Annotated in this window: 21 protein-coding genes; 15 read left to right on the forward strand and 6 right to left on the reverse strand. The window is 60.9% G+C overall.

Going from position 1 to position 25,338, the window contains the following annotated elements; translation table 11 throughout:
• Positions 1-114 precede the first annotated feature (114 nt).
• Entirely contained in the window at positions 115-771 is a 657-nt protein-coding gene (locus tag JOF56_RS14900) for a VanZ family protein (RefSeq protein ID WP_209638162.1), read from the forward strand.
• Positions 772-933: 162 nt separating this feature from the next.
• Complete coding sequence (locus JOF56_RS14905) at positions 934-1,923, forward strand: malate dehydrogenase (RefSeq protein WP_209638164.1); 990 nt, start codon at positions 934-936, stop codon at positions 1,921-1,923.
• A gap of 77 nt (positions 1,924-2,000) precedes the next feature.
• Here JOF56_RS14905 and JOF56_RS14910 read toward each other — a convergent pair whose 3' ends face one another.
• Genes JOF56_RS14910 through JOF56_RS14920 form a run of 3 tightly spaced genes read right to left on the reverse strand, consistent with a single transcriptional unit; the run spans position 2,001 to position 5,193 of the window.
• Entirely contained in the window at positions 2,001-3,182 is a 1,182-nt protein-coding gene (locus JOF56_RS14910) for a cytochrome P450 (protein WP_209638166.1), read from the reverse strand.
• A gap of 56 nt (positions 3,183-3,238) precedes the next feature.
• Positions 3,239-4,510, reverse strand: coding sequence for an ATP-binding protein (locus JOF56_RS14915; protein ID WP_209638168.1), 1,272 nt, complete (start codon positions 4,508-4,510; stop codon positions 3,239-3,241).
• Entirely contained in the window at positions 4,510-5,193 is a 684-nt protein-coding gene (locus JOF56_RS14920) for a response regulator transcription factor (RefSeq protein WP_209638170.1), read from the reverse strand. The genes JOF56_RS14915 and JOF56_RS14920 overlap by 1 nt, the downstream gene beginning before the upstream one ends.
• Positions 5,194-5,279: 86 nt before the next feature.
• Here JOF56_RS14920 and JOF56_RS14925 point away from each other — a divergent pair, with 86 nt between their 5' ends.
• Positions 5,280-6,101 carry an inositol monophosphatase family protein gene (locus JOF56_RS14925; protein WP_209638172.1) on the forward strand — a complete coding sequence of 274 codons (822 nt, stop codon included), beginning with the start codon at positions 5,280-5,282 and terminating at the stop codon, positions 6,099-6,101.
• 892 nt (positions 6,102-6,993) lie between these two features.
• On the forward strand, positions 6,994-7,473 hold the full coding sequence (locus JOF56_RS14930) for a hypothetical protein (protein WP_209638174.1): 480 nt from the start codon (positions 6,994-6,996) through the stop codon (positions 7,471-7,473).
• A 425-nt stretch (positions 7,474-7,898) separates the two neighbouring features.
• Here JOF56_RS14930 and JOF56_RS14935 read toward each other — a convergent pair whose 3' ends face one another.
• Positions 7,899-8,882, reverse strand: a complete 984-nt coding sequence (locus JOF56_RS14935) for a WD40 repeat domain-containing protein (protein WP_209638175.1) — start codon at positions 8,880-8,882, stop codon at positions 7,899-7,901.
• 599 nt (positions 8,883-9,481) lie between these two features.
• Here JOF56_RS14935 and JOF56_RS14940 point away from each other — a divergent pair.
• On the forward strand, positions 9,482-10,054 hold the full coding sequence (locus tag JOF56_RS14940) for an HhH-GPD-type base excision DNA repair protein (RefSeq protein WP_209638177.1): 573 nt from the start codon (positions 9,482-9,484) through the stop codon (positions 10,052-10,054).
• Between the two features lie 289 nt (positions 10,055-10,343).
• On the opposite strand, the gene JOF56_RS14945 is transcribed toward JOF56_RS14940, so the two are convergent.
• Positions 10,344-12,917, reverse strand: coding sequence for a DEAD/DEAH box helicase (locus tag JOF56_RS14945; protein WP_209638179.1), 2,574 nt, complete (start codon positions 12,915-12,917; stop codon positions 10,344-10,346).
• A gap of 218 nt (positions 12,918-13,135) precedes the next feature.
• Here JOF56_RS14945 and JOF56_RS60085 point away from each other — a divergent pair, with 218 nt between their 5' ends.
• The 3 genes from JOF56_RS60085 to JOF56_RS14960 all read left to right on the forward strand — a co-directional run bounded on the left by JOF56_RS60085 (position 13,136) and on the right by JOF56_RS14960 (position 18,596).
• Complete coding sequence (locus JOF56_RS60085; protein WP_209638182.1) at positions 13,136-15,169, forward strand: ATP-dependent nuclease; 2,034 nt, start codon at positions 13,136-13,138, stop codon at positions 15,167-15,169.
• 935 nt (positions 15,170-16,104) lie between these two features.
• Positions 16,105-17,361 (forward strand): effector-associated domain 2-containing protein, encoded by a 1,257-nt coding sequence (locus tag JOF56_RS60090; protein WP_209638184.1) that lies wholly within the window; start codon positions 16,105-16,107, stop codon positions 17,359-17,361.
• Positions 17,362-17,489: 128 nt separating this feature from the next.
• Positions 17,490-18,596, forward strand: coding sequence for a hypothetical protein (locus JOF56_RS14960; RefSeq protein ID WP_209638186.1), 1,107 nt, complete (start codon positions 17,490-17,492; stop codon positions 18,594-18,596).
• A gap of 561 nt (positions 18,597-19,157) precedes the next feature.
• Here the strand turns inward: JOF56_RS14960 and JOF56_RS14965 are convergent.
• Positions 19,158-20,381 carry a hypothetical protein gene (locus tag JOF56_RS14965; RefSeq protein ID WP_209638188.1) on the reverse strand — a complete coding sequence of 408 codons (1,224 nt, stop codon included), beginning with the start codon at positions 20,379-20,381 and terminating at the stop codon, positions 19,158-19,160.
• 219 nt (positions 20,382-20,600) lie between these two features.
• Here JOF56_RS14965 and JOF56_RS14970 point away from each other — a divergent pair, with 219 nt between their 5' ends.
• The 7 genes from JOF56_RS14970 (at position 20,601) to JOF56_RS15000 (ending at position 25,302) form a co-directional block, all read left to right on the forward strand.
• Complete coding sequence (locus JOF56_RS14970) at positions 20,601-20,912, forward strand: hypothetical protein (protein WP_209638190.1); 312 nt, start codon at positions 20,601-20,603, stop codon at positions 20,910-20,912.
• A 2-nt stretch (positions 20,913-20,914) separates the two neighbouring features.
• Positions 20,915-21,208, forward strand: coding sequence for a hypothetical protein (locus tag JOF56_RS14975; RefSeq protein ID WP_209638193.1), 294 nt, complete (start codon positions 20,915-20,917; stop codon positions 21,206-21,208).
• Positions 21,205-21,363 (forward strand): hypothetical protein, encoded by a 159-nt coding sequence (locus tag JOF56_RS14980; protein WP_209638194.1) that lies wholly within the window; start codon positions 21,205-21,207, stop codon positions 21,361-21,363. Before JOF56_RS14975 ends, JOF56_RS14980 begins: the two co-directional genes overlap by 4 nt.
• A 389-nt stretch (positions 21,364-21,752) precedes the next feature.
• A complete protein-coding gene (locus tag JOF56_RS14985) occupies positions 21,753-23,660 on the forward strand; it encodes a type IV secretory system conjugative DNA transfer family protein (RefSeq protein ID WP_209638196.1) in 1,908 nt (635 codons plus the stop codon).
• A 1-nt stretch (position 23,661) separates the two neighbouring features.
• On the forward strand, positions 23,662-23,922 hold the full coding sequence (locus tag JOF56_RS14990; protein ID WP_209638198.1) for a hypothetical protein: 261 nt from the start codon (positions 23,662-23,664) through the stop codon (positions 23,920-23,922).
• Positions 23,923-24,059: 137 nt separating this feature from the next.
• Positions 24,060-24,728, forward strand: coding sequence for a replication-relaxation family protein (locus tag JOF56_RS14995; RefSeq protein ID WP_209638200.1), 669 nt, complete (start codon positions 24,060-24,062; stop codon positions 24,726-24,728).
• 91 nt (positions 24,729-24,819) lie between these two features.
• Positions 24,820-25,302, forward strand: a complete 483-nt coding sequence (locus tag JOF56_RS15000; RefSeq protein ID WP_209638202.1) for a glycine-rich domain-containing protein — start codon at positions 24,820-24,822, stop codon at positions 25,300-25,302.
• Positions 25,303-25,338: the final 36 nt, after the last annotated feature.

The raw sequence follows: 25,338 nt of genomic DNA on the forward strand, positions 1-25,338 counted from the left end.
TGGCCGCTTTGGCGACCAGGCCCGCCTGAGCGGAGCGAGGGCAGACCATACGGCCGACCCGGCTGAGCTTTTCGGCCGAAGTTTTGCTGACGGCGTTTTCCTAACGTCGTCAGCATGACCTCGGCGCAGCTCACCGCTATCCACTTCGGACTGATCGGCTTCGCCCTGATCTGGCCGGTCGTGCTGCTGGTCATGCGCAGGCGGGTGTTCGTCAGCGGAGTCGTCACGCTGTACGCCACCCTCGCGCTCGCCGTCGTGTTCCTGCCGCTGCCCGGCCCGGGCACTCCCCGGCTCCGGCAGACCATCCAGCTGCTGCCGTTCCAATGGGTGCTCGACACAGCTCGCGGCGACCTGCTGGCAGCCAAGCAGTTCTTCCTCAACGTCCTGCTGTTCGTGCCGCTCGGCGTGTTCGCGTACCTACTGTGGCGGCGCACTCTCAAACAGGCCGTCACGATCGGGTTCGGCGTGTCGCTGCTGATCGAGATCACCCAGCTGAGCGGCAACTTCGGTACGGCCCCGTTCGTGTACCGGATCTTCGACGTGGACGACCTGATCACGAACACCTCCGGTGCACTGATCGGCTACCTGGCCGCCTACGCCATCACCCAGATCCGTGTTGCAGAACAGCGTCTGATGGTCCTCGCTTCGCTCGGACGGGCTCGGTCGCCAAAGCCGGCCATTTCCACCCCGCCCCACGCGACCGGCATCGCGACTGTGGCTGATCAACAGCCTGGCTGGGACGACGCCGGGCGTGTTGCGGTGCGTAAATGACCGGCGCGACCGAGCCGATGAGAGTCCCATCACCGGCGCGGGACCGTGTGCTGAACGGTTGATAACCTGCCGTAGCTGGTCCCGGCGCTGAGACCGTGTTGGTTGCAGCTGGCTGGTCGCGCCCGAGACCCCCTTACTCGCTCTGGAGTGGATCGGAAGGCAATGACCCGCACCCCCGTCAACGTCACCGTTACCGGCGCGGCCGGCCAGATCGGCTACGCCCTGCTGTTCCGCATCGCCTCGGGCCAGCTGCTCGGCCAGGACACCCCGGTTCGGCTGAAGCTGCTGGAAATCACCCCCGCGCTGAAGGCAGCCGAGGGCACCGCCATGGAGCTGGACGACTGCGCGTTCCCGCTGCTGTCCGGCATCGACATCACCGACGACCCGAATGTCGCGTTCGACGGTGCCAACATCGCCCTGCTGGTCGGCGCCCGGCCGCGGACCAAGGGGATGGAGCGCGGTGACCTGCTCGAAGCCAACGGTGGCATCTTCAAGCCGCAGGGTGAGGCCATCAACGCGCATGCCGCCGACGACATCCGCGTGCTCGTGGTCGGCAACCCGGCCAACACCAATGCGCTGATCGCCCAGTCGCACGCGCCGGACGTGCCCGCCGAGCGGTTCACCGCGATGACCCGGCTCGACCAGAACCGCGCGTACTCGCAGCTGGCCAAGAAGCTCGGTGTCACGGTCAACGACATCAAGAAGCTGGCGATCTGGGGCAACCACTCCGCGACCCAGTACCCGGACCTGTTCCACGCCGAGGTCAACGGCAAGAACGCCGCCGAGGCCGTGAGCGACCAGGCCTGGCTGGCCGACACGTTCATCCCGACCGTGGCCAAGCGCGGCGCCGCGATCATCGAGGCCCGGGGCGCGTCCTCGGCCGCCTCGGCCGCGAACGCCGCCATCGACCACGTCTACGACTGGGTGAACGGCACTGCTGAGGGCGACTGGGTGTCCGCGGGCGTCGTGTCCGACGGCTCCTACGGTGTGCCGGACGGCATCATCTCGTCGTTCCCGGTCACCTCGTCCGGCGGCAACTACGAGATCGTCAAGGGCCTGGACCTCGACGAGTTCTCCCGCGCCAAGATCGACGCCTCGGTCGCCGAGCTCGTAGAGGAGCGCGACGCCGTGAAGTCCCTCGGCCTGATCTGAGCCTCCGCGTTTCTGGATGCCCCCAATGCCAGATTGGGGGCATCCAACGTCCCCAATCTGGCATTGGGGGCACAGCTTCACCAGGCGACTGGCAGCTCGTGCACGCCGTAGATCGCCATGTCGTCGCGCATCGGCACTTGCTCGGCCGGCACTGCGAGCCGGAGCGTGGGGAACTCGCGCAGCAGGGTGTTGAAGCCGATCCGCATCTCGATGCGGGCCAGCTGCTGGCCCAGGCACTGGTGGATGCCGTGCCCGAACGCCACGTGCCCGGTCGGGGTTCCGTTGAGCGCCAGGCGATCCCCTTCGACGAACCGCATCGGGTCCCGGTTGGCGGCGGGCAGGTGGATGGCGATCGGCTCACCCGCCTTGATCAGGGTGCCGTCCAGTTCCACGTCCTCGATCGCGGTCCGGGTTGTTCCGAAGTGGACGATCGTGAGATAGCGCAGCAGCTCCTCCACGGCGTTGTCGGTCAGACCGGGATCCGATCGCAGCAACGCCAGCTGATCCGGATTGGTCAGCAATGTGAAAGTGCCCAGCGCCAACATGTTCGCGGTCGTCTCGTGCCCGGCGATGAGCAGCAGGAAGCCCATCGTGGAGATCTCCTCGTCGGACAGGTCGCTGCCGGTGGCCAGGCCACTGAGCATGTCGTCGCCCGGCCGGCTTCGCTTGCCGGGCATCATGCCGAGCAGATAGTCCTCGATCGCCTTGATCGAAGCCTTGACCTCGTCGATCGAGCTGTTGAGGTTGAGCAGCCTGCTCGAGTCGTGCTGGAACTGCTCGCGGTCGGCGTACGGCACGCCGAGGATCTCGCAGATCACCAGCGACGGGATCGGCAACGCGAACTGCTGCACCAGGTCCACCGGCGGGCCATGCCTGCGCATGCGGTCGATGTGCTCGTTGGCGATCTCCTGGATCCGGGGGATCAGCTGGTTCATCCGCCGCACGGTGAACTGCCCGGTCAGCAGCCGCCGGTAGCGCGTGTGATCCGGCGCGTCCTGCGTGATGAACATGCCCGGTTTGGTGGGCTCGTCGTTGACGGCGTCGCGGATCGGCGACTTGCGGAGCTCGCCGCGAGCGCTGAACCGGGCGTCGGCCAGGACCGTGCGGGTCAGCTTGTGCGACGTGACCAGCCAGCCGGCTGAGCCGTCGGCGAAGGTGAGTCTGCTAAGCGGACCTCGCTCCTGCACTCCGGCTGGAGGATCCAGTCTGGTGGAGCGCTTGACGGGCAATCGCGGGGCGTCGGACAGGATCTCAGTCATCGCACCTCTCCTTGTCGTCCCTTTCGACGTAACCGCGCGAACCTGACCCGTTGCTGTCACGTACCTGACGAAGAGCTGACGGTGGGCAGGGAAACTGTGAATGTGGTGCCGGAATCGGGCGCGGTGGTCACGGCCACGTCGCCGCCGTGTGCTCTGACCACCGAATGAACGATGGCCAGGCCCAGGCCGGTACCGCTCTCGGATTTCTCGGCGCGGTAGAAGCGGTCGAAGATCTGGCCGGCGACCTCCGGAGCCATGCCTGGGCCCTCGTCGGCTACCGACAGCTGGCCCCGGCGCACGGTGACCGTCACTGCGGTTCCGGTGTGTTTCAACGCGTTGCTCACCAGGTTGCGGACGACTTGGCGCAGCAGGATCTCGTCGCCCTCGACGACGACTTCTCCAGGTGCCTCAAGGGTGATCTGCCGGTCCGGCATGAGCACGGACATGTCCGCGACCACCTCGGCCGCGATCCCGCGCAGGTCCACCTGTTCCCGGCGCAGGGCCCGGTTGAGGTCCAGGCTGCTCAGCTCGAGCAGCTGGTCGACCAGGTCGTTCATCCGGTTGGCCTCCTGCTCGATCCGGCTGAGCGCCAGGCCGGCGAGCTCCGGCTTCCCGGACACCCGATGCAGCTCGGCCCAGCCGCGGACTGTGGTCAACGGCGTGCGCAACTCGTGCGTGGCAGCGGCCACGAAGCTGAGCAGGCGCGTCTCGGCCGCGCGTTGTTCCTTGAGAGAACGGTTGAGCACGAGTGCGCCGAACATCGACACCGCGATCACCGCGGCCCCGGTCGCGATCAGCTCGAACACGAGCAACTGCTGCACCGCGTCCTCGCCCGGCGCGAGCGAGCCCGCGACGACCGCGGACCGGAACCGCACCGGCTCGGCGTAGCCGGGCAGCCTCATCGTGGCCTTGTCGCCGATGTCGAACCGCTGCACCCGGAATCGCGTGTCCGAAGAGGACACTGTGATCGGTTCGCCGGCCCAGCCTGCCGGGACCGGATCGGGGATCGACGGCGGGGTGATCGGCTCGCCGGTGAGCGAGTAGGGCTTGCTGCGCGTGAGAATCCGGCCGTCGTCGGCGACCACGGCCACGAAGAACCCTTCCGGCAGCTGCTGTTCGAGCGTGAGGCCGTCCACGACGATCGCGCGGCCGTTGATGATCGGCAGTGAGTGCTGCGCCTCGACCAGTGCACGGTCGACCCGGTCGGTCGCGTAGACGTTCATCACGAACAGCGCAGCCAGGTCGATCACCACCATGCCCAGCACGGTCAGCGCCACCAGTCCGAGCAGCAGCCGCTTGCGGACGGCTCGAATTCCCTTGCGGGGCATTAGTTCTCGACGATCCGGTAGCCGAAGCCGCGAACGGTGTGGATCAACGGGCGGCGGCCGGCGTCGAGCTTGTGCCGCAGCCGGGAGACGAGCTTCTCGACCACGCCCTCGCCGAAATCGTGCTGCCAGACGTGCTGCAGGATCTGCTCCTTGGTCATCACCTGGCCCGCGTTGAGCATCAGGTACCGCAGCAGTTTGTACTCGGTGGGCGTCAGTTCGACCGGTTCACCGGCCCGGGTGACCTGGAACTTGCTCTCGTCGAGCATCAGGTCGGCACTGCGCAGGACCTGCTCGTCGGTACGGCCGGACCTGCGCAACAGGGCATGCACCCGGGCGAGTAGTTCCAGGACATGGAAGGGCTTGGTGACGTAGTCGTCGCCGCCGATGCCGAGCCCGGTCACAGTGTCCTCAATGGAGCTGCGCGCGGTCAGGAACAGCACCGGAGGGGAGTGCCCGCGCTCGGCCAGCCTGCGGCACACCGTGAAACCGTCCATGTCCGGGAGCATCACATCCAGGATCACCAAGTCCGGCCGCCCGGTCTCGACGGCGTTCAGTGCCGCGCGACCCGTTTGCACGGTCGAAACGCGGTAGCCGGCGAGGTCGAGCGTGGTGGACAACAGTTCGGTGATTCCAGGTTCGTCGTCGACCACGAGCAGGTGCTGACCGTCCCCCGTATGTTGCACAGCGCCTCCTTATGATTACGCAACGAAGAGATGGCCATTCGCGTTCCCACTTGGCTGAGTCGAGAAACCGCTCGTACCGTGCATGTATGTCGATGATCACCTGGCCGGTGCCCACGCCCGACCTGCCTGACGGCGTCCACGCCCCACTAGCCGACGCTGCCCGTGCCGCCGCCGCGGCCTACGGCGTCGCCCGCGCCCAGTACGCCCGCAAAGAGCTGGCCGAGGTCGTCGACACGGGCGCCGACGGCACCCCGACGATGCGCGTCGACGCATTGGTGGAGGGCGCGATCCTCGAATCAGTGTCACGCAATCGAGTGAACCTCCTGAGCGAGGAAGTCGGCTTCGTCGACCACGGCTCAGCCATAACCCTGGTCATCGACCCCATGGACGGTTCCGCGAACGCAGCGATGGGCGTCCCTCTGTCCTGCTTCGCGGGCGCCGTCGTCCGCGACGGCGTAGCAACAGAGGCGTTGACCCTCTGGCTCGACACCGGCCGCACCTGGTGGGCATTGGCCGACGAGCCCACGCCCTACCGCACCACCGGACGAACCACAGTGGACGGATCATCCATAGCGATGTTGCGGCCCAAGGACAACAGCATGTCCTCATGGCTGCGCGTAGCCAACCGGGTAGACCGCGTACGCGTCCTCTCCACAACCTGCCTCGAGGCCGCACTCGTCGCCGAGGGCTCGATGGACGCATTCGTCGACCCCGGATCAGACACCCACCGAATCATGGACCTCGCCGCCGCCATGGTCACATTGCCCTCAGCAGGCGGCGTGGTGCTGGACGCCCGGGGTAGACCCCTCGAGTTCGACCTCGACCTGTCCCGACGCTGGTCCGGCATCGCGGCCGCAACCCGCCACCTGGCCGACAAACTGGCCGAGATAGTCACCGAAGCCGGCTGACATCATCCCGGCCCGCCGCTCCAGCCCCACCGGAGGCCGACGAACGACTATGCGGACTTGAGGATCCGTTGGCCCTGCTCACGGGATGATGCTTGATCAACGATGTGTCTACTCGACCGACCGGCTCGTGTTCATAGCGTGCATGTGACGCGGTGCGTCCCCATACGGAGTGCGATGTCAGATGCCACCCTCTACACGCGTTACAGCGATATCCCCGGATTTCGCGGCGAGAGGGTTCTGTATTGGCGAGCTGGGCGGCCAACCGGGCGTGCTTTGTCGCCCGAAGTGCAAGTTTTACATCTTTGCGCTCGCCCAGGCGACGTTTGCCCGTCGTCGGGCAAATCGGAAACCGATGTATTTTTCTGCGTATCGGTTTAGTGCTCTTCCTGACATGATGAAGCCGTGAATGGGTTCGGCGTGGCATAGGCTTTGCTACCTCTGATAGCTGTGTGAGTGACGACTGTTCACATCTGAAGTGAAGAAGTCACTATGAACCAAGGCGATCTCGCGAGTGGGTCACCAATCTCGAACCGTGTGACGCCTGTGGGAACAGCATGGAGTGGCATTGCCTGACGGTGCCAGCCAGTCGGTACGATTTGGGATCTCAAAGATTTCTCAGCGCTTTCAACAGCGGAAACGCGATTCCCAGGGACGGAAAGGGGAACCGGGGATGTCAACTGGGCGGCTGCGGGCTGAACCGATGAAACGTTACCTCGAGATGCTGAAAGATGTTCGTGACCGAACCGGGTCGGCCACGCTCAAGGACCTGGAACGGGCGGGGATCGGTTCGAGATCTACGTTATCTCGCATTTTTCGAGGTGAGAAGCGTGCGCCCGATGACGTCTTGAAAGCACTGTGTGGATCCGCGAGAGTCGGAGGTGCTGTACTGGACTTGCTCAAGAATCTGCGAGACGAGGCCTTCGACTCCGATGGCCGGGCAGCGGAAGACGTGAACGAGGTCCGTGACGTCTCCACGGATGAGGCAGTCGAGACGCAGGGTGCGGACCGGCATCACGAGTTCACCACTTTGGGAACCAGGTCGGTGAATAGTCGCCTGTTCGGTCGCGGACGTGGTCGATGGGTCCTTGCGGCAGCCGTGGGAATCGCTGTCGCGACAATCCTCATCGTTCAGCCGTGGAGCAGTTCGTCGTCGTCGTCGGACTGTGATAGATATGAGGTAACCGTCCGGGGCAATATCGTCAACGATGCCGGAAAGGATATCGGTGAGGTATTTCCCAAAGACGTGTTTATCGTTGATCGTTCTCCAGGATATCCACCGCTCCGATACCGCTACTATGGAACGGTGGAGAACCGAGGTGTTTCTGGATATGTACTCCAGAACAAGCTGGACCCCCTGGGGTCGTGCACCTAGCCGATCCGGGGCATGATCGACTGCGTCTGCATCGCTCCCAGGGGCACGGCGTGCCAGGATGTCGGGCATGACGCGGAAGTTGCACCTGGCTGGGGAGCTTGAGGCTGATGCGCTGCTGGCCAAGGAGCCGTTGGCGTTGCTGATCGGGATGCTGCTTGATCAGCACATTCAGTAACCATGTGGTTCTGGCAAGGTGATTCTACCAGGAAATGCCCCATGGGTGCGTCTATCTTCGCAGGTCAGACGACATTTTCTAGTTAGATGATTACGGTCGAGCAACCTGACGCAGGGGCACGACAACTCAGTGCTATGGGCCTACATCCGTGCCAGGATGACAGTCATACCGCATGCAATTCATCTAACCGGTGACGCCGACGCCGACCGATTACTTGGTCGCAACCCAGTCATAGCTCCTGTTCAGGTAATCATGCAGCCGACCAGATTCGCACCGTTTTGTCGAAACTGCAGCTGGCCAGCGTTTTGCCGTCAGGGCTGTACGCGAGCGAGGTGATCGCATTGTCGTGCCCATAAAGCATTGCCACTTCAGTTCTAGTCTCAACGTCGAATATCCGCACGACACATTTACCTTCCGACTGCTCAACGCACGCGATCCGGCGGCTGTCAGGACTGAATACTGGGGAACTCGCCGATGGATGGACACCGCTGTCGATGTCACTTGCAGTTGCGCTCGACACACGCCAGAGCTTGAAACCGCCGGGGCTCATCGTATAGCCGACCATTGTCTCATTAGGACTGATTGTGATGTAGGCGGCGGTGTTCCCGATTTCGGTGTCGTTGATCGCTGCGACCTGCTGGCGAGAGGCAACATCCCACAACCTGACCGTATTATCCGAACTAATGCTTGCGAGGAACCTAGCGTTCTTACTGAAAGCGACATCGGCGACATTGCCGCTGTGGCCAACGAACGTGCCGACCTGTTTGCGCGTCTTGATATCCCACAGCGCGATGGTCTTCTGCGCCCCGGCGACTGCCAGTAGCGTGCCATCCGAGCTAAAGGCACACTTGTTGTGCTGACCTTGCAGCTGGATCGCTCCCAAGCGATTCCCGGCGGACAGATCCCAGAAGGCAGCCCGCTCCCCCAAGCCAGCCGTCCAGCCAACACTTGCCATGATCGTCCTGCCATCAGGGCTAAAATTCAGATCAGCGAGCCCGCCGCCAGGTTCTCCTAACGCAAGCGTCGATCGGATGGAGCCCGATTCGACATCCCAGATCCGAATCGTCTTGTCCATACATCCGCTGGCGACAGTCCGGCCATCAGGGCTAAATATCACAGAGAACAACACATCAGAATGTCCTGTAAGCACCTTGATCGAGTCATCTCGCTTGTGGCTCACAACTAACCAAGAAGCAACACCGCCGACACCAAGCGACGTCGCAGCCAGCAGCAAGGTCCGTCTCTGAAATCGACGACGATAGGGCCGAGATTCCATAGGCCTTTGGACAGCAGGCAGCCGCGCTGGAGCTACCACGGCAGCCGCTGTCTTCGCTGCACGAATCGAGTTGCTGTCAGCGCGAGTCATTGCTGGCGCGTCACTCGAGGCATGTGACTTCTTTCCACGCAATAGATCCACTGCCCATGTCTCTATGGCCAGGCCGATGACATACGTCACGAAACCACCCACACCAGCTGTAAGTGGATCTTTCACTAGCCACCAAATGAAGAGGCTAACCAGGGCGCCGGAGGCGTAAACGACGCGCTGCCTATTCATCTTTGCAGTCCTTTTCCTCGCCACGCTGGACAGCGTCCTCGGCCAATGTCACGGTATCGCCGGACGAGCCAGCACAGTTACAGGACTTCACCGACCCGTATTGAACGGCCTCGCCGCCCGCCACAAGTGGAGGAATTCTTCGCAGCACGCCACGCTCACAGGACCCTTCATGGACGGCCAATCGGCCGAAGCCTCGATGTTCACGGCGTGCTTACCAGGATCGTGCTGCCGCGCAGCAGCCAGCGCACCGCGGCCATACACATGCCAGGATGGTCGCCATGCCGCACGAACTTCACCTGACCGGCGACTCAGAGGCCGACCAGCTGCTCAGTAAGGATCCGTTCGCCCTGCTTACAGGCATGCTTCTTGATCAACAGATCGCGATGGAGATTGCCTTCATTGGTCCGAAGAAGATCTCAGACCGTATGGGTGGATTCAGCGTTACCAAGATCGCCGAGACCAAGCTTGACGAGTTCGTCGAGCTGTGCGTGACCAAGCCAGCGATCCACCGTTACGGCGGCTCTATGGGCCGCCGGGTACATGCGCTTGCGCAGTACATCGTCGAGCACTACGACGGCAAGACCGACAAGATCTGGAAGCAGGACAAGCCCGATGGTGCCGAGGTGCTGAAGCGGCTCAAAGCACTTCCTGGCTACGGCGAGCAGAAGGCGAAAATCTTCCTCGCGCTACTCGGTAAGCAACTCGGTGTACGTCCAGCGGGCTGGCGTGAGGCCGCTGGCGCCTACGGGGAGGAGGACTCACGGCGCTCAATTGCCGATGTCACCAGTTCAGAGTCGCTTGCCGAGGTCCGCAGTTTCAAGAAAGCCGCGAAGGCCGTAGCGAAGGGGTGAAGGCGGGCATAAGTGTTTCCCACTAACCCGCAGTGCTCGTCTGACGGTGCCTTCGAGCGGGCCTTTCATGAAGCGTGCGGCCGAGAACCTTACCTTCTGACGGCCAAGACGAACAGATAGTGATCCGCTGTCCTAGGCACAATGCCGGTCGTTTAGGTGTCCGGAACCGCGATTATTGATCTTGATCGGGCCTGTTTCCGCTGGTGACCATTCACGAAGTTGATCTTGGTTCGACTTAACCGACCGGCATTGGTCCTAGGCACGTCTTTCGTCGCTCCGGACTGGTCGGTCAGCGAGCCGCGATCGGTTGCGGTGTGAGACGTTCCCGCACCTGCATCGGCAGGATCCCGCGCTGCTCGAGCGTGACCGCAATCAGTCGCTTGAGCTCGGCGGGCTGCTTGCCGGACTGCTCGGCGAGCACGATCGCCCACGCCGCCTGGACGTCCCGGGCGAGTTCGATGATCACGTCGGGATGGACGAGGTACACGTGATCCTCAGCTCCCTTCGCCCCGTCAGGATCCACCGCCGGCTTCGGCGAGACGATCACGGTCACGCTCCCCGCGGGCGCGGCGTCCTGGTGACGGTCGGCAGCGAGCAGCCGCAGCTGGTCACCGGCTTGCCGCACGTACTTGTGGTGGATCATCCCGCCCGGCAACTGCTCACTCTTCGCCTCGACCGCGATCCACAGGGTGTTTTCCCAGCACCAGGTGGAGTCGCAACGACCACGACCAGCGGGCTTGCTCGCGTCCGCACCGAGCAGGAGCCCCAATTGGGTCAGGGCGGGCTCGTAGATCGTCGCATCGGTTTGGCCAAGATCAGCCAACATGGCCGTGACGGTGACATCGTGCTGGTCCCGGTCGATCCCGGAGATCACCCGCTGGGCGAGCGCCACCACTGCGGCGGTGTCTTGCGGTCCCAACGGTTCGGCCTGCGCATCCGGGAGCGGCGGCAACTCCCTTGTCCAAGTGCCGGGCTTTGAGGTGTCCTCCGCCTTGCGAACCAGCTCCCGGGCAGTGCGGCGCAGCCCCATGTCGCCACTGTCAGCACCAGCTTGGTCGGCCCACACGCCAGCCAGGTACAGCCAGAAGGCCCGATAACCATGAGTCGCAGTGCCGCCGACCGCGAGCTTCTGGGCGACGTCCTGCGCGTGGCGGCTGGCTTCGGCCCATCGTCCCGCGACGGCGAACGTGCTCGCCTCGATCTCGGAGTCGACCGCCTTAGCCAGCGAGTCAGTACCGTCCGGCAGTACCCGCACGGCGCCCTGGCGGTATTCCAGCAGATGTGGTTCAGCGCCTTCGCGCCAGGCATCTGCCTGATCGAGGAAGACCTTCACGTTGTCCAACACGTCAGTTGAGCTGGTGTTGCGGCTGTTGCGAATGCCGAACTGAATCTCCGCCTGGAGCTCTGGGTCCAGTGCCCGCCAGGTCTCCGGCGAGAGCAGGTACTTAGTCAGGTCCGCGCCCAACACGACCACGATGGCCCAGTCGTTCGGGCCGCGCGTGCACCGACCGGCACCCTGCACGACACGGGTGCGGATTCGCTCGGCCAGCGCCGTTCCTGCCCGTACCCGTTCGGTCAGAAACCGTTCTTGCAGGGTGTCCTGGTCCGGTTTGCCATCCAACACGACTGCATGGCAGGCGTCACCTGGCAGGTCGAGTCCGTCGTAGCGGGCGGCCAGGCCACAGGTGCCGTTAGGCAGCGCGCCGAATGCCTCAAGGCCGTTCTCGACATGTTCCTTAGTCAGCACCGGCCAGCCGGGCTGGGCGAGCCCCTGCGCTCGCGACACCGCGGTCTCAGTATCCGGTGCCAGCACCAGCGCCTTACCCGCCAAGGCGACGATGGTGCGGGCCAGCTCGGCTGGATCGGTGCCCTCGACCAGCTCAGGGAAGACAAAATACCGGCGACCCGACCGTGGTGTCGGTGCTGTCGCTGGCAGCGCCAACCGCTTGATTCCCGTGCGTCCGAACGAACGTTCCAGCTCGCCGCCGTTGCCCAAGGTCGCGGACAAGTACAGCCGCTGACGGGCACCGGCGAATAGCAGATTGTCCCAGGTGGGCGGAACGACCGGCCGAATGAGGATGCCGCTGTAGGAGACGTACACGAGGCATGAGGCCAGTCCGCCGCGGATCATCGAGTAGCGGTGCCACAACGGCCCATCCAGCCCAGCAAGCACCTTGTCCACCACTGCGGTCATCCCCATGTGGCGAAGCGGCACTACCAGCCGAAGCTGGTTATACGCATTCGGATCAGGTGAGGCATCCCGCAGCCGCTGCAGCAGCATGCCGTCCAGCGCGGGCCCCACCGCCGTCAGCAGAGCCTCGTAGATGGCGGGCAGGTCGCGCCGCTTGACATGCACGCCGTACTGCTCGCCGACGTACTGTTCGCCCGCGTGGGCGTCGTCGAACAGCAACAAGTCGGCGGGCGCAAGCTTCGGCGAGCTGTTGAACACCGAACTGTAGGTGGTGACAGCGACCGCCTCAGCGGCCACATACCGGTTCTCGGCGTCGGCTGGCCAGCGCTGATGCGAACCCACCAGAAGCGAGACCGGCACGCCTTCGCGCGCGGCGATCGACGCCACCTGACGGGCCAACTGCTGGGTCGGGCATGCATACGCCGTGCGCTGACGCCGAACACGGCGCACCCAGTCGGCGATCACCAGACCAGGGATGGTCTTACCGGTGCCGGTAGGCAATTCCAGCGCGACATCGGTGGATTCAGTGTGCTTGAGCCGGTACTCGCGCAGGATGTCACCCTGGTGGATCCAGAGTCCCGGAACAGCATCCGGCCGACGCGGCAAATCCCGATACAGCGACTCCGGACTCTCCGGCGGCGGGCCGACGGTGCTCCCACCCTTGAACGCCACAGCTACCTCATTTCAACAACGATCCGGCCGACTCTACGCGCCGCGGCTGCTGCTGTCGGCGGGTTTTCTGGTCGTTCAGCAGGCTCGGGCTAGCCGCCTCAAGTTGTGCTCCAGCGGGACTCAGTGTGGCGGTCGCCACATCTGTCGGAGGTGGCCTTTACCCTCAGCAAATCGTCCGGTTTGGATACCGGGCCGCACAGTGTGATGGAGATGTCCAGGTGGAACTTCAGGCCTTCCGGGTTCAGAACTACAAGCGCATCGAGGACACCGGCTGGATCAACTGCCACGACCTGACCGTCCTTGTGGGCAAGAACGAGGCCGGCAAGTCCGCCGTCCTCCGTGGACTGTCCAAGATCAAGCCGTCGGATGGTGAAGGCTACGACGGGCTGCGGGAGTTTCCCCGCCGTCGGTACACCGACGAGTTCGACGACGACGATTGGCCGGTGGCCAGCGTCCGGCTGCTGCTGAACGATGACGAGCGCGCCGAGCTCAGCGAAATCACCGCCGCGTTGTCCGATGTGACCACGGCTGAGGTGACTCGCCGCTACTCGGGCAAGTACGTCGTCGGCTTCACTCCTCAGCAAGGTGTGAAGATCGTGACCAGGCGGCAGGCAGACCAGGCGGTGGAAGAAGCGCGGAGTCTTCTCGCCGACGCGGTGGCGCCGGATGGCCGCGGTGAGGACTTGCGAGTACTGAAGGAACAGATCGGCGCCGCGCTCACCAACGCCGTAAACGCGATCCCCTCGAACCACGCGATCGTCTCCCTCGCACAGGCCGAGGCGCTGCTCGCGGCCGTGACGCAGCACATCAACGAGGAGTGGCAGCAGCCCTGCCTGAACCCGGTTGCCGAGCCGCTGCGCGAGGTCGTTGGGCGCAGTCGCACACACGTGCGACTTGGTGAGGCTCGTGACTGGGTCGTCAAGCAGATGCCGCAGTTCGTGTACTTCGACCGGTACGACGTGCTCGACAGCTCCGTGCACGTCCCGACGTTCATCCAGCAGCTCACCTCCACCCCGCACGCGCCGCGTGTCCGCACCACACACTGCCTGTTCCGTCATGTGGGCCTGGATGTGCGCGAAATCCATCGGCTCGGTGTGCACCAGCCTGGACAGCCGGAGAACGATGCCGTGCGCCGTCAGATCGACGAGCGAGCCATCCGCACGTCCTCCGCGTCCCAGGCGATGACCCGGAAGTTCGGGGAGTGGTGGCTACAGCGGCGGCACACGTTCCGCTACCAGGCCGATGCGGATTACCTGCGGATCTGGGTGTCGGATGATCTTGACCCAAGCGAGATCGAGCTCGACCAGCGCAGCGTCGGTATGCAGTACTTCTTCTCCTTCTTTCTTGTGTTCCTGGTGGAGGCCGAAGACGCGCATGTCAACAGCATCTTGCTGCTCGACGAGCCCGGCACGTCGTTGCACGGCTTGGCCCAGGCGAAGATCGTGGAGTTCCTGCGGAAGTTGTCCAAGGACAACCAGGTCCTCTACAGCAGCCATTCGCCGTTCATGATCGACGCCGAGCACTTGGAAACGGTCCGGCCGGTCTACGAGGACCCGACCACCGGCTCGACGAAGATCAGCGAGGACGTGTGGCCCAAGGACAAGGACGCGCTGTTCCCGTTGCAGGCGGCACTGGGTTACCAGCTGGCGCAGTCGCTGTTCATCTCCAAGCGCCAGGTCGCGGTGGAGGGCATGACGGACTATTGGATATTCAAAGCCCTCGACCACGCCGTGAGCGCGACCGGCCGCACCGGCCTGGACCCGTCGATCATCATCACCCCGAGTGGCGGGGCCTCACGCATGATTCCACTGGCCAGCATGCTGATCGGCCACCAGATCGACGTAGTGGCCGTGCTCGACGGCGATGAGCCCGGCAGGCGCGAGGGTAAGAAGCTAGTCGAGCGGCTGCTCGGCGATGCAAATCGAACGGTGTTCACCGGCGATTACACCCCGGACGGCAACACGACCGGCGAGACGGAGGACCTGTTCCCGGATGACTACTTCTTGACCGCCGTGAAGAAGGCCTACGGGAGCATCGACTTGCGGCCCAACGCCGACGAGAAGCAGATCTCGAACATCGTCGATCGGCTGACTGCGCTTTTTACCCGCAAAGGGCACGGCGAGTTTGAGAAATGGAAAGTCAACCGGGCGCTGGCCGACCAGATCGAGGACGACCCGCACCATGTCCCGGCCGAGACGCTGGACGCGGCGAGCATGATGTTCGAGAAGATCAACAACTTGTTCACGCAGTGACCGATGTCCACGGTTACGGAGATCGTTCAACTTGATGAGTGTGCCCTGGCAAATGGAGCACAGGTGTAGCTGCTGTTGGTACGCGGCCCAAGTAATCCAAACGCCCTGGCCTTGCGCGTAGGCCGCGTAGATCAATTCTCGTTACCATCTCGTTACCCACGCTTCCGTGGTGAGGTTACGACTTAAAGGAGATGGCATGCACCACCACGGATAGGGACGTGATGATATTGCAGCGACCAGACCCGCTACTTAGCCTCAGAGCCGCGGTAGTTCTATCGATTGGTTGCACTATAGGACTCATGGCAGGCTTGCTGGGCTATGGAGCAACGATGAGCGTAGAGAACGCGGTCCTCATTGGCGGAAGTGCGGCCGGTGCGGCCCTGGCCCTGGCGCACAGCCTAGTCGGTCGACGCTGAAGGGGCGCTGATGGATGACGAGTCTGCCGAACTGGCGGAATACTCCAAGTTCTACATCGACAGCCTCCCCCGGGTCGTGGCTCTTCTTGTTACGGCAGGATTCTCTGTACACGACGCGGCAGACTGCGCACAAGAGGCCATGATTGCTGCACTCCCTCCAAAGTGGACAACACTCGTGAATCCACTTGGCTGGGTTAAACTAGTAGCCTTCCGCAGAGGGTGTGACCTGATGCGACGTCAAGATTCCTCCCCCATCCCGCATCCGGACTGCGTTGGCGCGCCGTTGGTTGCATCGCTCGCAAATTTGGACGACATCGAACATAGGCATGATCTGTTGTACTGGCTAGGTCGACTATCCAATATGAGGCAACGCCAAGCATTGGCGTGGCTCTATGACGGGGGGACAACAGCAGAAATTGCTGACGCTCTTGAGATGACGCCTGATGGAGTGCGCTCTTTGATTCGCGACGCAAGAGCGGCCCTTCGTCGACTTCGTAACTGCGGTGGGGGCGAGCGACAGTGACCGAGTATGACAACATCGACAATCTGAGAGACGAAGCTGATACCGAAGCATACGGTCGGATAGTTCAAGACTTCTCTGGCTTGCTTGACATAGAAGCAGGCTTGTCGGAGACCGTCGCGCTAGCTCAACAACAACTGGTGCGCGACGACGTAGCCTCCACAATTGCTATTGAGGCAGGTCTGAGCGCCGCACTGAGAGCGATGGAAGCGCGAAAACCGCCGGCGAAAAGGCTACCGGTGGAGGGTATTCGCACTACTCAAGAGGGATCTGCTAGTTCAATTGTCCAGAGGGCATTCGTTGACGCCGCGACGACGGACGAACATTCGCCAGAGCAGATACTTGAAGGTCGGCGTATGTCCATCGTGCTGGTGCAAATGAGTGAAGCGGATCGGGCGGCGGGGTGGACCTCTGCGGATCTTCTCCTTGCCCGACGTAACCTGTACGGGGTCTTGGAGTACGCCTTCAACGAGGCTGCGGTCCCGTGGCTTCAATGTGAACGTTACGACCGCGGTGACGGACTCCTCGTGCTCGTCCCTGAAGCGATCACAATGACTAGATTGGTGAGCAGGTTGCCTCACCTTGTCCTTGCAGGACTGCACGCGTACAACGAACATCGCCAGCAAACGCGCGGGATGCGGCTTCACATGGCGGTACATGCCGGGAAGCTTCACTACGACGAACATGGGCCAGCCAGTGAAGCGTTGCTTCATGTGTTCCGGCTGCTAGACCGCAGGGGAGCCTTGGCGGTTACTCACTTGTCCAGTCCATTGGTAGTCGTCGCTTCGGAATGGTTCTATGCGAATGTGATCATACATAGCCAAAGTGCAAATCCAGATGCGTATCAGTCCAGGGGTGCAAAGAATGGATGGATTCGCGCGATGGGTGACGAGATGTCGGATGTGCCGCGCGATCGATTGACTGAGGTCCTTTTGGGAGTGGATCCCGCTTCGCAGGATGGCCTGATGACTTTTGTCGACGCTTTGCTGGCAATTCCGGTAGTTGGTGATACTTCTAGTCGCATTATGTTGCTGGAGAGTTTGCGTCCGGAGATTGCCGACTCCGTCCCGTATTCCGTTGACGCCCGGTACCACGTGCTTGCGTTGGTTGTGACTTGCATGCGGTATCACAACGGCCTCGGCGAGCTCCTGGCTATGATTCGAAACCTCGAAGGTAGATCCATGCCTGTAAGAAAGCTCGATGAGACTATTGCGCAGCTGGTCACCACTGGTTCGACGATCGGGGAGGGCTCTTAGTAGGAGGTGGAGGTTGAATTACCGCCGATCCTTGCCTGTGACCTTCGGAATACTCTTGATCCGTGTGGCGTCAAAATAGCTTGACGACGTCGATACGTTTGTGGGCTTGCCTGCCACAAGGAGGATCCATGAGTATCCTGATGGAGCGTTTGGAAGAGCCACAGCTCGAACTGCTGAACATCGTGTGGCCTCTGTTTTCTGAGCATCAGAAGTTTCCTGTGTACAACTATGTTGATTATCAGATGAGAAAACTCGGACTGGATGCGAGGGAGGTCATTAGATCCTTTCCTTCGATCGGGTTGCGAGGCTACCGCGGTCGCTATAGTGCCATCTGGACGGATCAAATTGGTACGAGCGCACTGCAATCGACCAGTCCCATATGTCTAACTATGGCTGGACTCTTCCACATCAAAGACGACCGCGCCAGGCAGATTAACGATATCTTGCTGAAGTATCTGCGCGACCTGTCCGCAGCGCGCGCGGAAATTGCCGATCACCCATTCGATGTGCCAGATGTAAAGGTTCTCCTCAGCGAGCCCTTGAAAGAGGCAGGTGACGGCCCGACGCTTCTTCCATGGGTTGTTGCGATCGCAGAACACGAGTGGCCGAGCATGTCCATTCAGCGAGACGTCAACCGAGTTACAGGCCAGTTGGGGTCGCTGCTCATGGAGGCCAACTTCTCGACGGTTGACGAGTATTTGAACGCAATCACGGCAGCAACCACCCCGCAGGAACCTCCATCAATCCTTGAACGACGTGATCCACGGGCACTTGCGCGGACAATCACCAACTTTGACATTACCTGTGAGCTCGTGCTGGACAAGCAACTCGTCAGAAAGCCTGCTATAGACCGGACCGCACTATTCGTCCAAGCTGCCGCAACCTTCAGTGACCTTCAGGCCGGACTCAGTGCCCTTGGAGAGTTGTTGAGCGAGCTGCAAGTGCCTGGAGACCGACCGCGACATCCATCTGGGCGGCTCCTTGATTATCTCGTGCAGAAACTCACGAGCATCGACCAAGGTCGCGTTCAGGAAGCAATCAAAGTGATGGACGCTGTCAGGGAGATCCGCAACTCGGGTCAGCATACGCGGCCGTCGGCCAAGCTCATCGACGCGCACGACCTGCTCGGTTTGCCGTTCCCCCTTCATGACCCAACCTGGGCGTGGGATGTCGTTCGTGCTCAGATGGATGCCGCGTTCAGTCTGCTCCAAGAAGAGATCTATGCAGCACGGTAGCTACACGGGCTTGTTGCTAACCGATGGGTAGTTAACCCAGTTTCGAAGGCCAGGCTCCCAGAGCAGCTGATCGGAATCGCTTCTGCTAGCCGCCAATGAACAAACCTCGGTGGGCGGCATTCAGTAGGGCTTTACACAAAGATGTGTTTGCTGTTGCAAATTTACGCGAGAAATGTTAATCCTAAAACGGGGGTCCATTCGCGCATCTTGTGGCTGGGTGCATACTTGCCGACGATTCGAGGTGTTTGTATGACATATAACTGGGAAGCTGACCGTCGGGAGGCTGAAGATGCTCTGGCGCGTCTGCGAAGGACACGAGACGGGCTCCTTAGAATGACGACAAGGCCAGAGTTTCGTGAGTTCATGAGGTTTACGGTCGAGCAAATCGAACAGTTGCATGTGAGAGGCCTAGAACATGCCGAGAGGCGGACGGACCCTGAGGTTTATTACAGCACCCTCACAACAGCTCTTGCTGAAGCAGCTGCGCAACGCTTTCTTGACTGGGAGTCCTAATCCTTGACTTCTCCTTTAGTTGGGTTGCGCGTCTGCGCCTTCCTCGATCTAGTTTGCGGATCGAGGAAGGTGCCCACCCGCAGTGGTAGTCCAGTTCAATACGAAGCCGTAGGCAAAGGACGGCTTCAACCGGGCGAACTCTATACTTATACTGTCATCGTGCAAGATGTACCAGCAGTAGTTCCTAAGCCAGCTCTCCACCGCGGCACTGTACTGTGGTGAGATAAGACTGTAGGTACGTGCTGATTCGTCGATTTTAAGGGCGCATAGATACGTCCTATAATCTTGAAGTGTTTGAGAAGGTACGCCCTTCACTACGTATACCTCCGGGAAGACCTTCATGTCTGGTGAATAGGTCAGGCTGAAGTGGCATTGACCGCATCGGTTTATCGGGGAAAATGTATACGACTGCAGTATCGGTCCATTTATCTTCATATCTATACGGAAATGATAATTCTCGCCTTTTGTGAGCGGTCGGTCGAGTGTCCGTTTGACGTAGTAACAACTTGTCGAGACTGCGGAGACCTCCCAGCCTGGCTCATTAGACGCCACCATCTTTTGCAAGGGTTGTCCATACCCCCAGGACCGATAGCCTGCAGGGTCTTTGCAATCGCGCTTGCCGCCATCTCGGATCTCAAGTTCAAAGTGTTCTACCGAATCAGCTTCACGAACAGGCAAGGTTAGCAGAAAGCAAACGTCGGTCAGGTTGTCCTCGGTCGCCAGAATATTATGTTCTTCGGTAATGTTTAGCTTGTTGTACCACTCCATGAATATAGAGATATCTACTCTCTCCTGGAGCCAGTCGTCGACGCGAAAGTTGCGCGCTCTGGGGAACGACTGATCGCTATAAGCGGAGGAAAGTTTATCAGAACTAGGCTGTATCGGCGCGGAGGTCTCTGCGTCGGAAAGTAGTACAATGTACGATGCAACCAAGGAGATAGCTCGATCTTCTTCCTTTCGTTCGGTCCTTTCTCCCATCTTGCATATACGCATAATCTCCACTCGCCGGCGACCAAGCTCCCTTTGAGGAATCTCAGGTTCAAGACCGTATGCGGCGCGATATATGAACCTAAGCTGGTTGTCTGGTATGTATTCTGAAAGTCGATCCACCTCCTTCGCTATCTGATTGAGGACGGAGTGGCGCTCGGCGTCAACCGGGATCTGCCAAGCTTCTCGAAGCCTGTGATCGAGCTTGTCCACGTTTCTAGGGTCACGAGCGCCTAGGCCAAGTCTAAGGCTGGCTAGAGCCTTTTCAATCGGAATTTCCGTCACCCGGGACTCCCTTAAGATGCCAGTTTCGTGCCGGTGTCTTGCCAGACTTCTGCCAATTTTTTGCCACTAGCCTGCCACCCTCTTGCCAGGGAGTTACCACACTTTGGGGGCTTTACTCTCTCACGAAAAATTGAGACCTTCTGTACGAGGGGTTGCATGCACAGTCGTGAGTGAAGCGATACCGAGTGGCTTCGCGCATTGGACGCACAGGGAGGAATTATGGGCGAACTAGAACGGCGAATCAACAGCGGTAACACGTGGTTAACCCAACGCACCGCCAACCAGGAGCTGGCCAAGCGCAGTCACGAGGTCTACAACGCCACAGCGCTGGCTGTGTCCAAGATCGACGGCATGACCAAGGTAGGCGAACACGCTATGGAACGGCTGGCGAGGTTGAACCAAGATCGCCTTGCCCTGACTGGTCATGACCCGGTGCTCAACGCCCTGTACGGCCAGATCCAGATGACTGTTGCCCACGGGCTGCTGCGAACTCAGCGTCGGCTTGACCAGCGCTACGACGAGATTTGGTGACGATGGGCGCCTATACCTTCCTCGGCGCAGCGGTCACAACGGTGGCTGCGCTAGTCGCTGTCATCTGGGCAGCCGTGACGTACTGGCCAATCACTCTCGCTGTTGTCATCCTGGCGCTGCTTGTTGTGCCCGGCATCATGAGAGGACAGGCGAGGTCGCAAGCTCAGGCCGACTTCGTGGCGCGGGCCGCGGCTGTCGAGAACGAAACCAATGCCGCGCTCCAAGAGGTTGACGACATCTACAACCATGCTCGAGCCAGGATGGAACACCTTGAACGGCTCCGGCGGCTTCGGTGAAGAGACTCCGGGCCGGCTTGGTGACTGCGGTCCTGGTTGCCGTCACGATTCAAATTCTCTGGTGGACCGTGGAACCACTGCTGCCTTACCTGCTCCTCGGGCTGGTGCTGGTGGTCATCTTCGGCACCATCTACTACCGCAGCACGCGCTGGTAGTGCGCGCGGATGCAAAGCCCACGCCAGCCGAGAGCGTGGGCTTCTTCTCTTCCTGCTGAAGGCTTCGGGTTCCTGGAGTGTCCGCTGTGAAGATCAGACGTCGTTGGCAAGGGGCAGCTGTGCGTGCCCACCTCCTAACCTTCCCCTCAGACCTCCGTCCCGAGCAGGTGCTCGCTTGGGTCCGTGCGCTTAGCGGCCTGCTGACTGCTGGCCCTCGCCGCTTTCGTGGCGTTGCGACGGTCATCTTCGAACTGGAAGCTACGGACCGCGGCCTCCAGCATCGACTGAGGGTTCCGGCTTCTCACGCTGACTACCTCGTCGGCCAGTTGCGCTCGTTGGTGCCCGGCACGCGGGTAGCACCGGCGGCATCTCCTCTGCGGTACGCCTGGATGTCGGCAGTCGAGCTGGGTATGACAAATCCGCGACGTCGCCTGTCCATTCCGGATCCTGAAGTCTTGGCCACCAGCCTGTTGGCCAGTGTTCAGACCCTAAACCCCGGTGAAGTCGTTCTGCTGCAACTGGTTGTCGCACCCGCGGTGCCGGCGCATCCACCGACGCAACAGAGGGCTGTCAATGCCGGATTCGGCTTGAAGGCACGGGTGGCCATGCGCTTATTGTCGCCCTCCAATAACAAGGACGACATCGACGACCAGCGTGTCAAGCTGGCCGAGCCCAACTTCCTGGCAGTGCTGCGGGTTGCCGCCAAAGCCGATACGGATGCCCGTGCCCGTCAGCTTGTCCATCGCGTTCAGACCGCACTTGGCAGCGCCCGCAGTCCCGGTAACGGGTTCCGACGACGGCTGGTGCCCAGGCGGCGACTCCTGAAACGCATCTCAGAGGCCCGCGCTGTGCTGGCCTTCCCGATGAAGCTCGCGGCCAAGGAGCTGCTGAGCCTCACGGCCTGGCCGCTGGGACGGCCTCATGTTGCCGGGCTGCCTCGAAGTCGCACTCGCCATCTGCCAGCCACTGGAGAAATTTCGAGGGCTGGTGAGTTGGTCATCGCCACCAGCAACTTTCCGGGCGCTGAACGTCCGCTCGCGATTACTGCTGCCGACGCCTGCAAGCACGTCTTGGTCGCCGGCCCGACCGGCACGGGAAAAACCGCACTTTGCACCAACCTTGCCGCCTCGCTTGTCGACCAAGGCTTTGGCGTCATTGTGGTCGAGACGAAGGCCGATGCTGACCAAGCCCTCTTCTTTGAACTGATCGAGCGCATCCCCAAGCATCGCCTACAAGACGTCGTTATTGTCGATGTTCGTGAGACGGCTTTCCCTGTATCGTTCAACCTCCTGGCTGAGGGAAAACCTGACATAGCGGTCGAGCAGCTGTGCGCGCTTTTTCAACACCTTTACCGCGATACCAGAAGTGTCTATGTCCGCGAGGTGCTCTATCACGGCCTGATGACCTTGGTCAGCCAGCCGGGCTACACCTTCGTCGATCTGGCGTCGTTGCTGATGCCGCGGAACTCGGCAGAGCAGGCATGGCGGGACGAGCTGATCGCCTCTGTACAAGATCAGGAGCTTCGCGACTTCTGGCAGCGATTTATGGATCAGCCGCGGGCGCAGCAAGACCGCTATGTGCAGCCAGTGATGGACCGCATCTGGCAACTCAACGCCCGTAAAGAGATTCGCAATATCATTGGTCAAGCTCGTTCCAGCTTCACGATGGGCGAAGTGCTGGCTGCCAACAAGATCTTGCTGGTCAACTTGTCGGGTGTCGGCGAAGCGACAGCTAGTCTTGCCGGAGCGCTCTTTATGAACGCCATCTGGAACGCTGCCAAGGCTACACGAGCGCAACGGCCTAACTTCCTGTTCCTGGATGAATTTGCTGCGCTGCTTGACCTGCCGGTCGGCACAGCGGATTTGCTAGCCCGGGCTCGCTCTTTCAACCTCGGCGCGGTGTTGGCTACTCAGAACGTCAACGACCTGCCACCGGATATCCGCGGAGCGGTGATGGCCAACGCCAGGACAAAAGTCGTGTTTCAGACCGCAGCTGGCGATGCCTTTCTGTTTGCGCGCGATTTCGGTCGGCAGGTGAGCGACGAAGACTTTACCAAACTTGGCGACTTTGAAGTGATCGCCCGGCTGATGACTCCTGAGGGAGTCAGTAACCCAGTCACGGGCCTCACGCTGCCACCAAGAAAACGTACTGGGTTGGCTCGGCAGGTGCGTGATCTATCCCGTAAACGCTACGGCCGACCAGTTGCTGCAGTCGAAGCTGAGATGCGGGAGCGTCGTACGTCAAAAAGTAACATGCCCAAGAAGAAACCAAATCTGGGCGACCAGAAGTGGGGTTGACATGTCGCACCTTGCTCGGGAGATTGACCGGCAGCTCGTCTGGATTGAGAAACATGCGGACGATCTGATGGCGACAGTGAAAGATCTTAGCGCTGATGTTCGTGCCGAGATGCAAGGTCCCGGCTGGGATGAAGTGCAGTGTCAAGCCATTCGCTTAGCGCTGAACAATTGGGGGGATAACTGCGGGCGTTCCATTATGTCGACCGAAGCTGAGCTGCGGGCTTTTCGTCAAGAGCTCGTCTACGCGCTCCGTCAACTGTGAACGGAAGGCATGTGTACGTCGGTGTGTGTATCGACCCACGGGAAGGAGGAAGTGTGAGCTGCGTAAATAGCACCACCGGCGCGCGGCATACTGCTCCGCCTGACGCTTCGCAGCTCCCTCGGCGTGACCTAGCCGTGGTGAGGCTGATCGGTCAGTTCCGGCAGTTGACGACGAGTCAGATACGCGCTTTAGCCTTCGCTGACATGGCTTCAAAAACACCGCTCGACCGGACGCTTAAACGGCTGACCGAGCGCAAATACCTGGTGCGTTTGCAGCGGCTTGTTGGTGGGAGCTACGGTGGGTCAGGGCAGTACGTTTACCAGCTTGGTCGCCAAGGTTGGAAGTTGCTAAACAAACCAGGTGACTACTGGGCGCCACGCGCCGTGAACTTGCATACCTTGGCCATCGCTGACTGCCTCGTAGCCTTGAAGCGCGTTGAGGGCAGTGGGCTGCTGGAAGTCGTCGAGTTTGTAACTGAGCCTGAGTGTCATAAAACGGTGGGAGATCAGCTGCTCACGCCAGACGCCTATGTTGAGCTGAATCATCGCGGAAATAAGTTGCTTTCGTGGCTTGAGATCGACCGCGGCACCGAGCATGCCGACAAAATCCAAGAGAAGTGCGTGCGGTACTGGAAGGCCTCCGTTTCGGGTCAGTGGGATGGTTACTTCCCCTATGTCTTATTTGTCGTGCCAGATGTTCATCGTCAACGCGCCATCGAACGAGTCATTCAGAGCGGGCCGGCTGATGCGCAAGCACTCTTCAATGTGTGCCCGATAGCTGAATTTCCAAGATTGTCCACAACTTGACGCATCCCGAGAGGAGGAATTGACAACGTAGCCCTAAAGTCGCGCCATTGACTAGTTCGGTCCAATAATTCATAGTGAAAGGGATGGTGAAATGTCTGCGATTAGCTCTGAACCTGCTGTCGACCTCGATCTGACCAACAAAGATCTTATCGCCAATCAGCTCTGGGTTCGCCTGACAAGGCGCATCGCTCGTGATGGAGAGGTGAACCTGATGCTCGCAGAACGCATCATGGATCAGACGCTTGGGTTCTTGAAACTGTGCGCCGAACGGCCAAGCACTGAGTCGTATGTGCCGTCATCCTTGGTCGATATCGGCTGGCATACCTTTATCCTCTACACCAAGGAGTATGCCGAGTTCTGTGCTCAGATAACTGGCGGGCGATTTATTCATCACTATCCCTCTGATGAAGAGGGCGTGGATTATGGTAAGGGCAATGTCGCTCGTACCATTACCGCACTCAAGCGGCACGGCCTTACCGTTGACGAGCCACTGTGGACTAATCTGGGTACGGATTGTAGTGGCGACGGGAGTTGTGACGCCAGTAGCACCTGTGGCGGCGACAGCTGCAGTTAGATAATTCGTCTTCCACCTGGGCGTCCGCAGCGGTGG

Source organism: Kibdelosporangium banguiense, assembly GCF_017876405.1.
GTDB classification, from domain to species: Bacteria; Actinomycetota; Actinomycetes; order Mycobacteriales; family Pseudonocardiaceae; genus Kibdelosporangium; species Kibdelosporangium banguiense.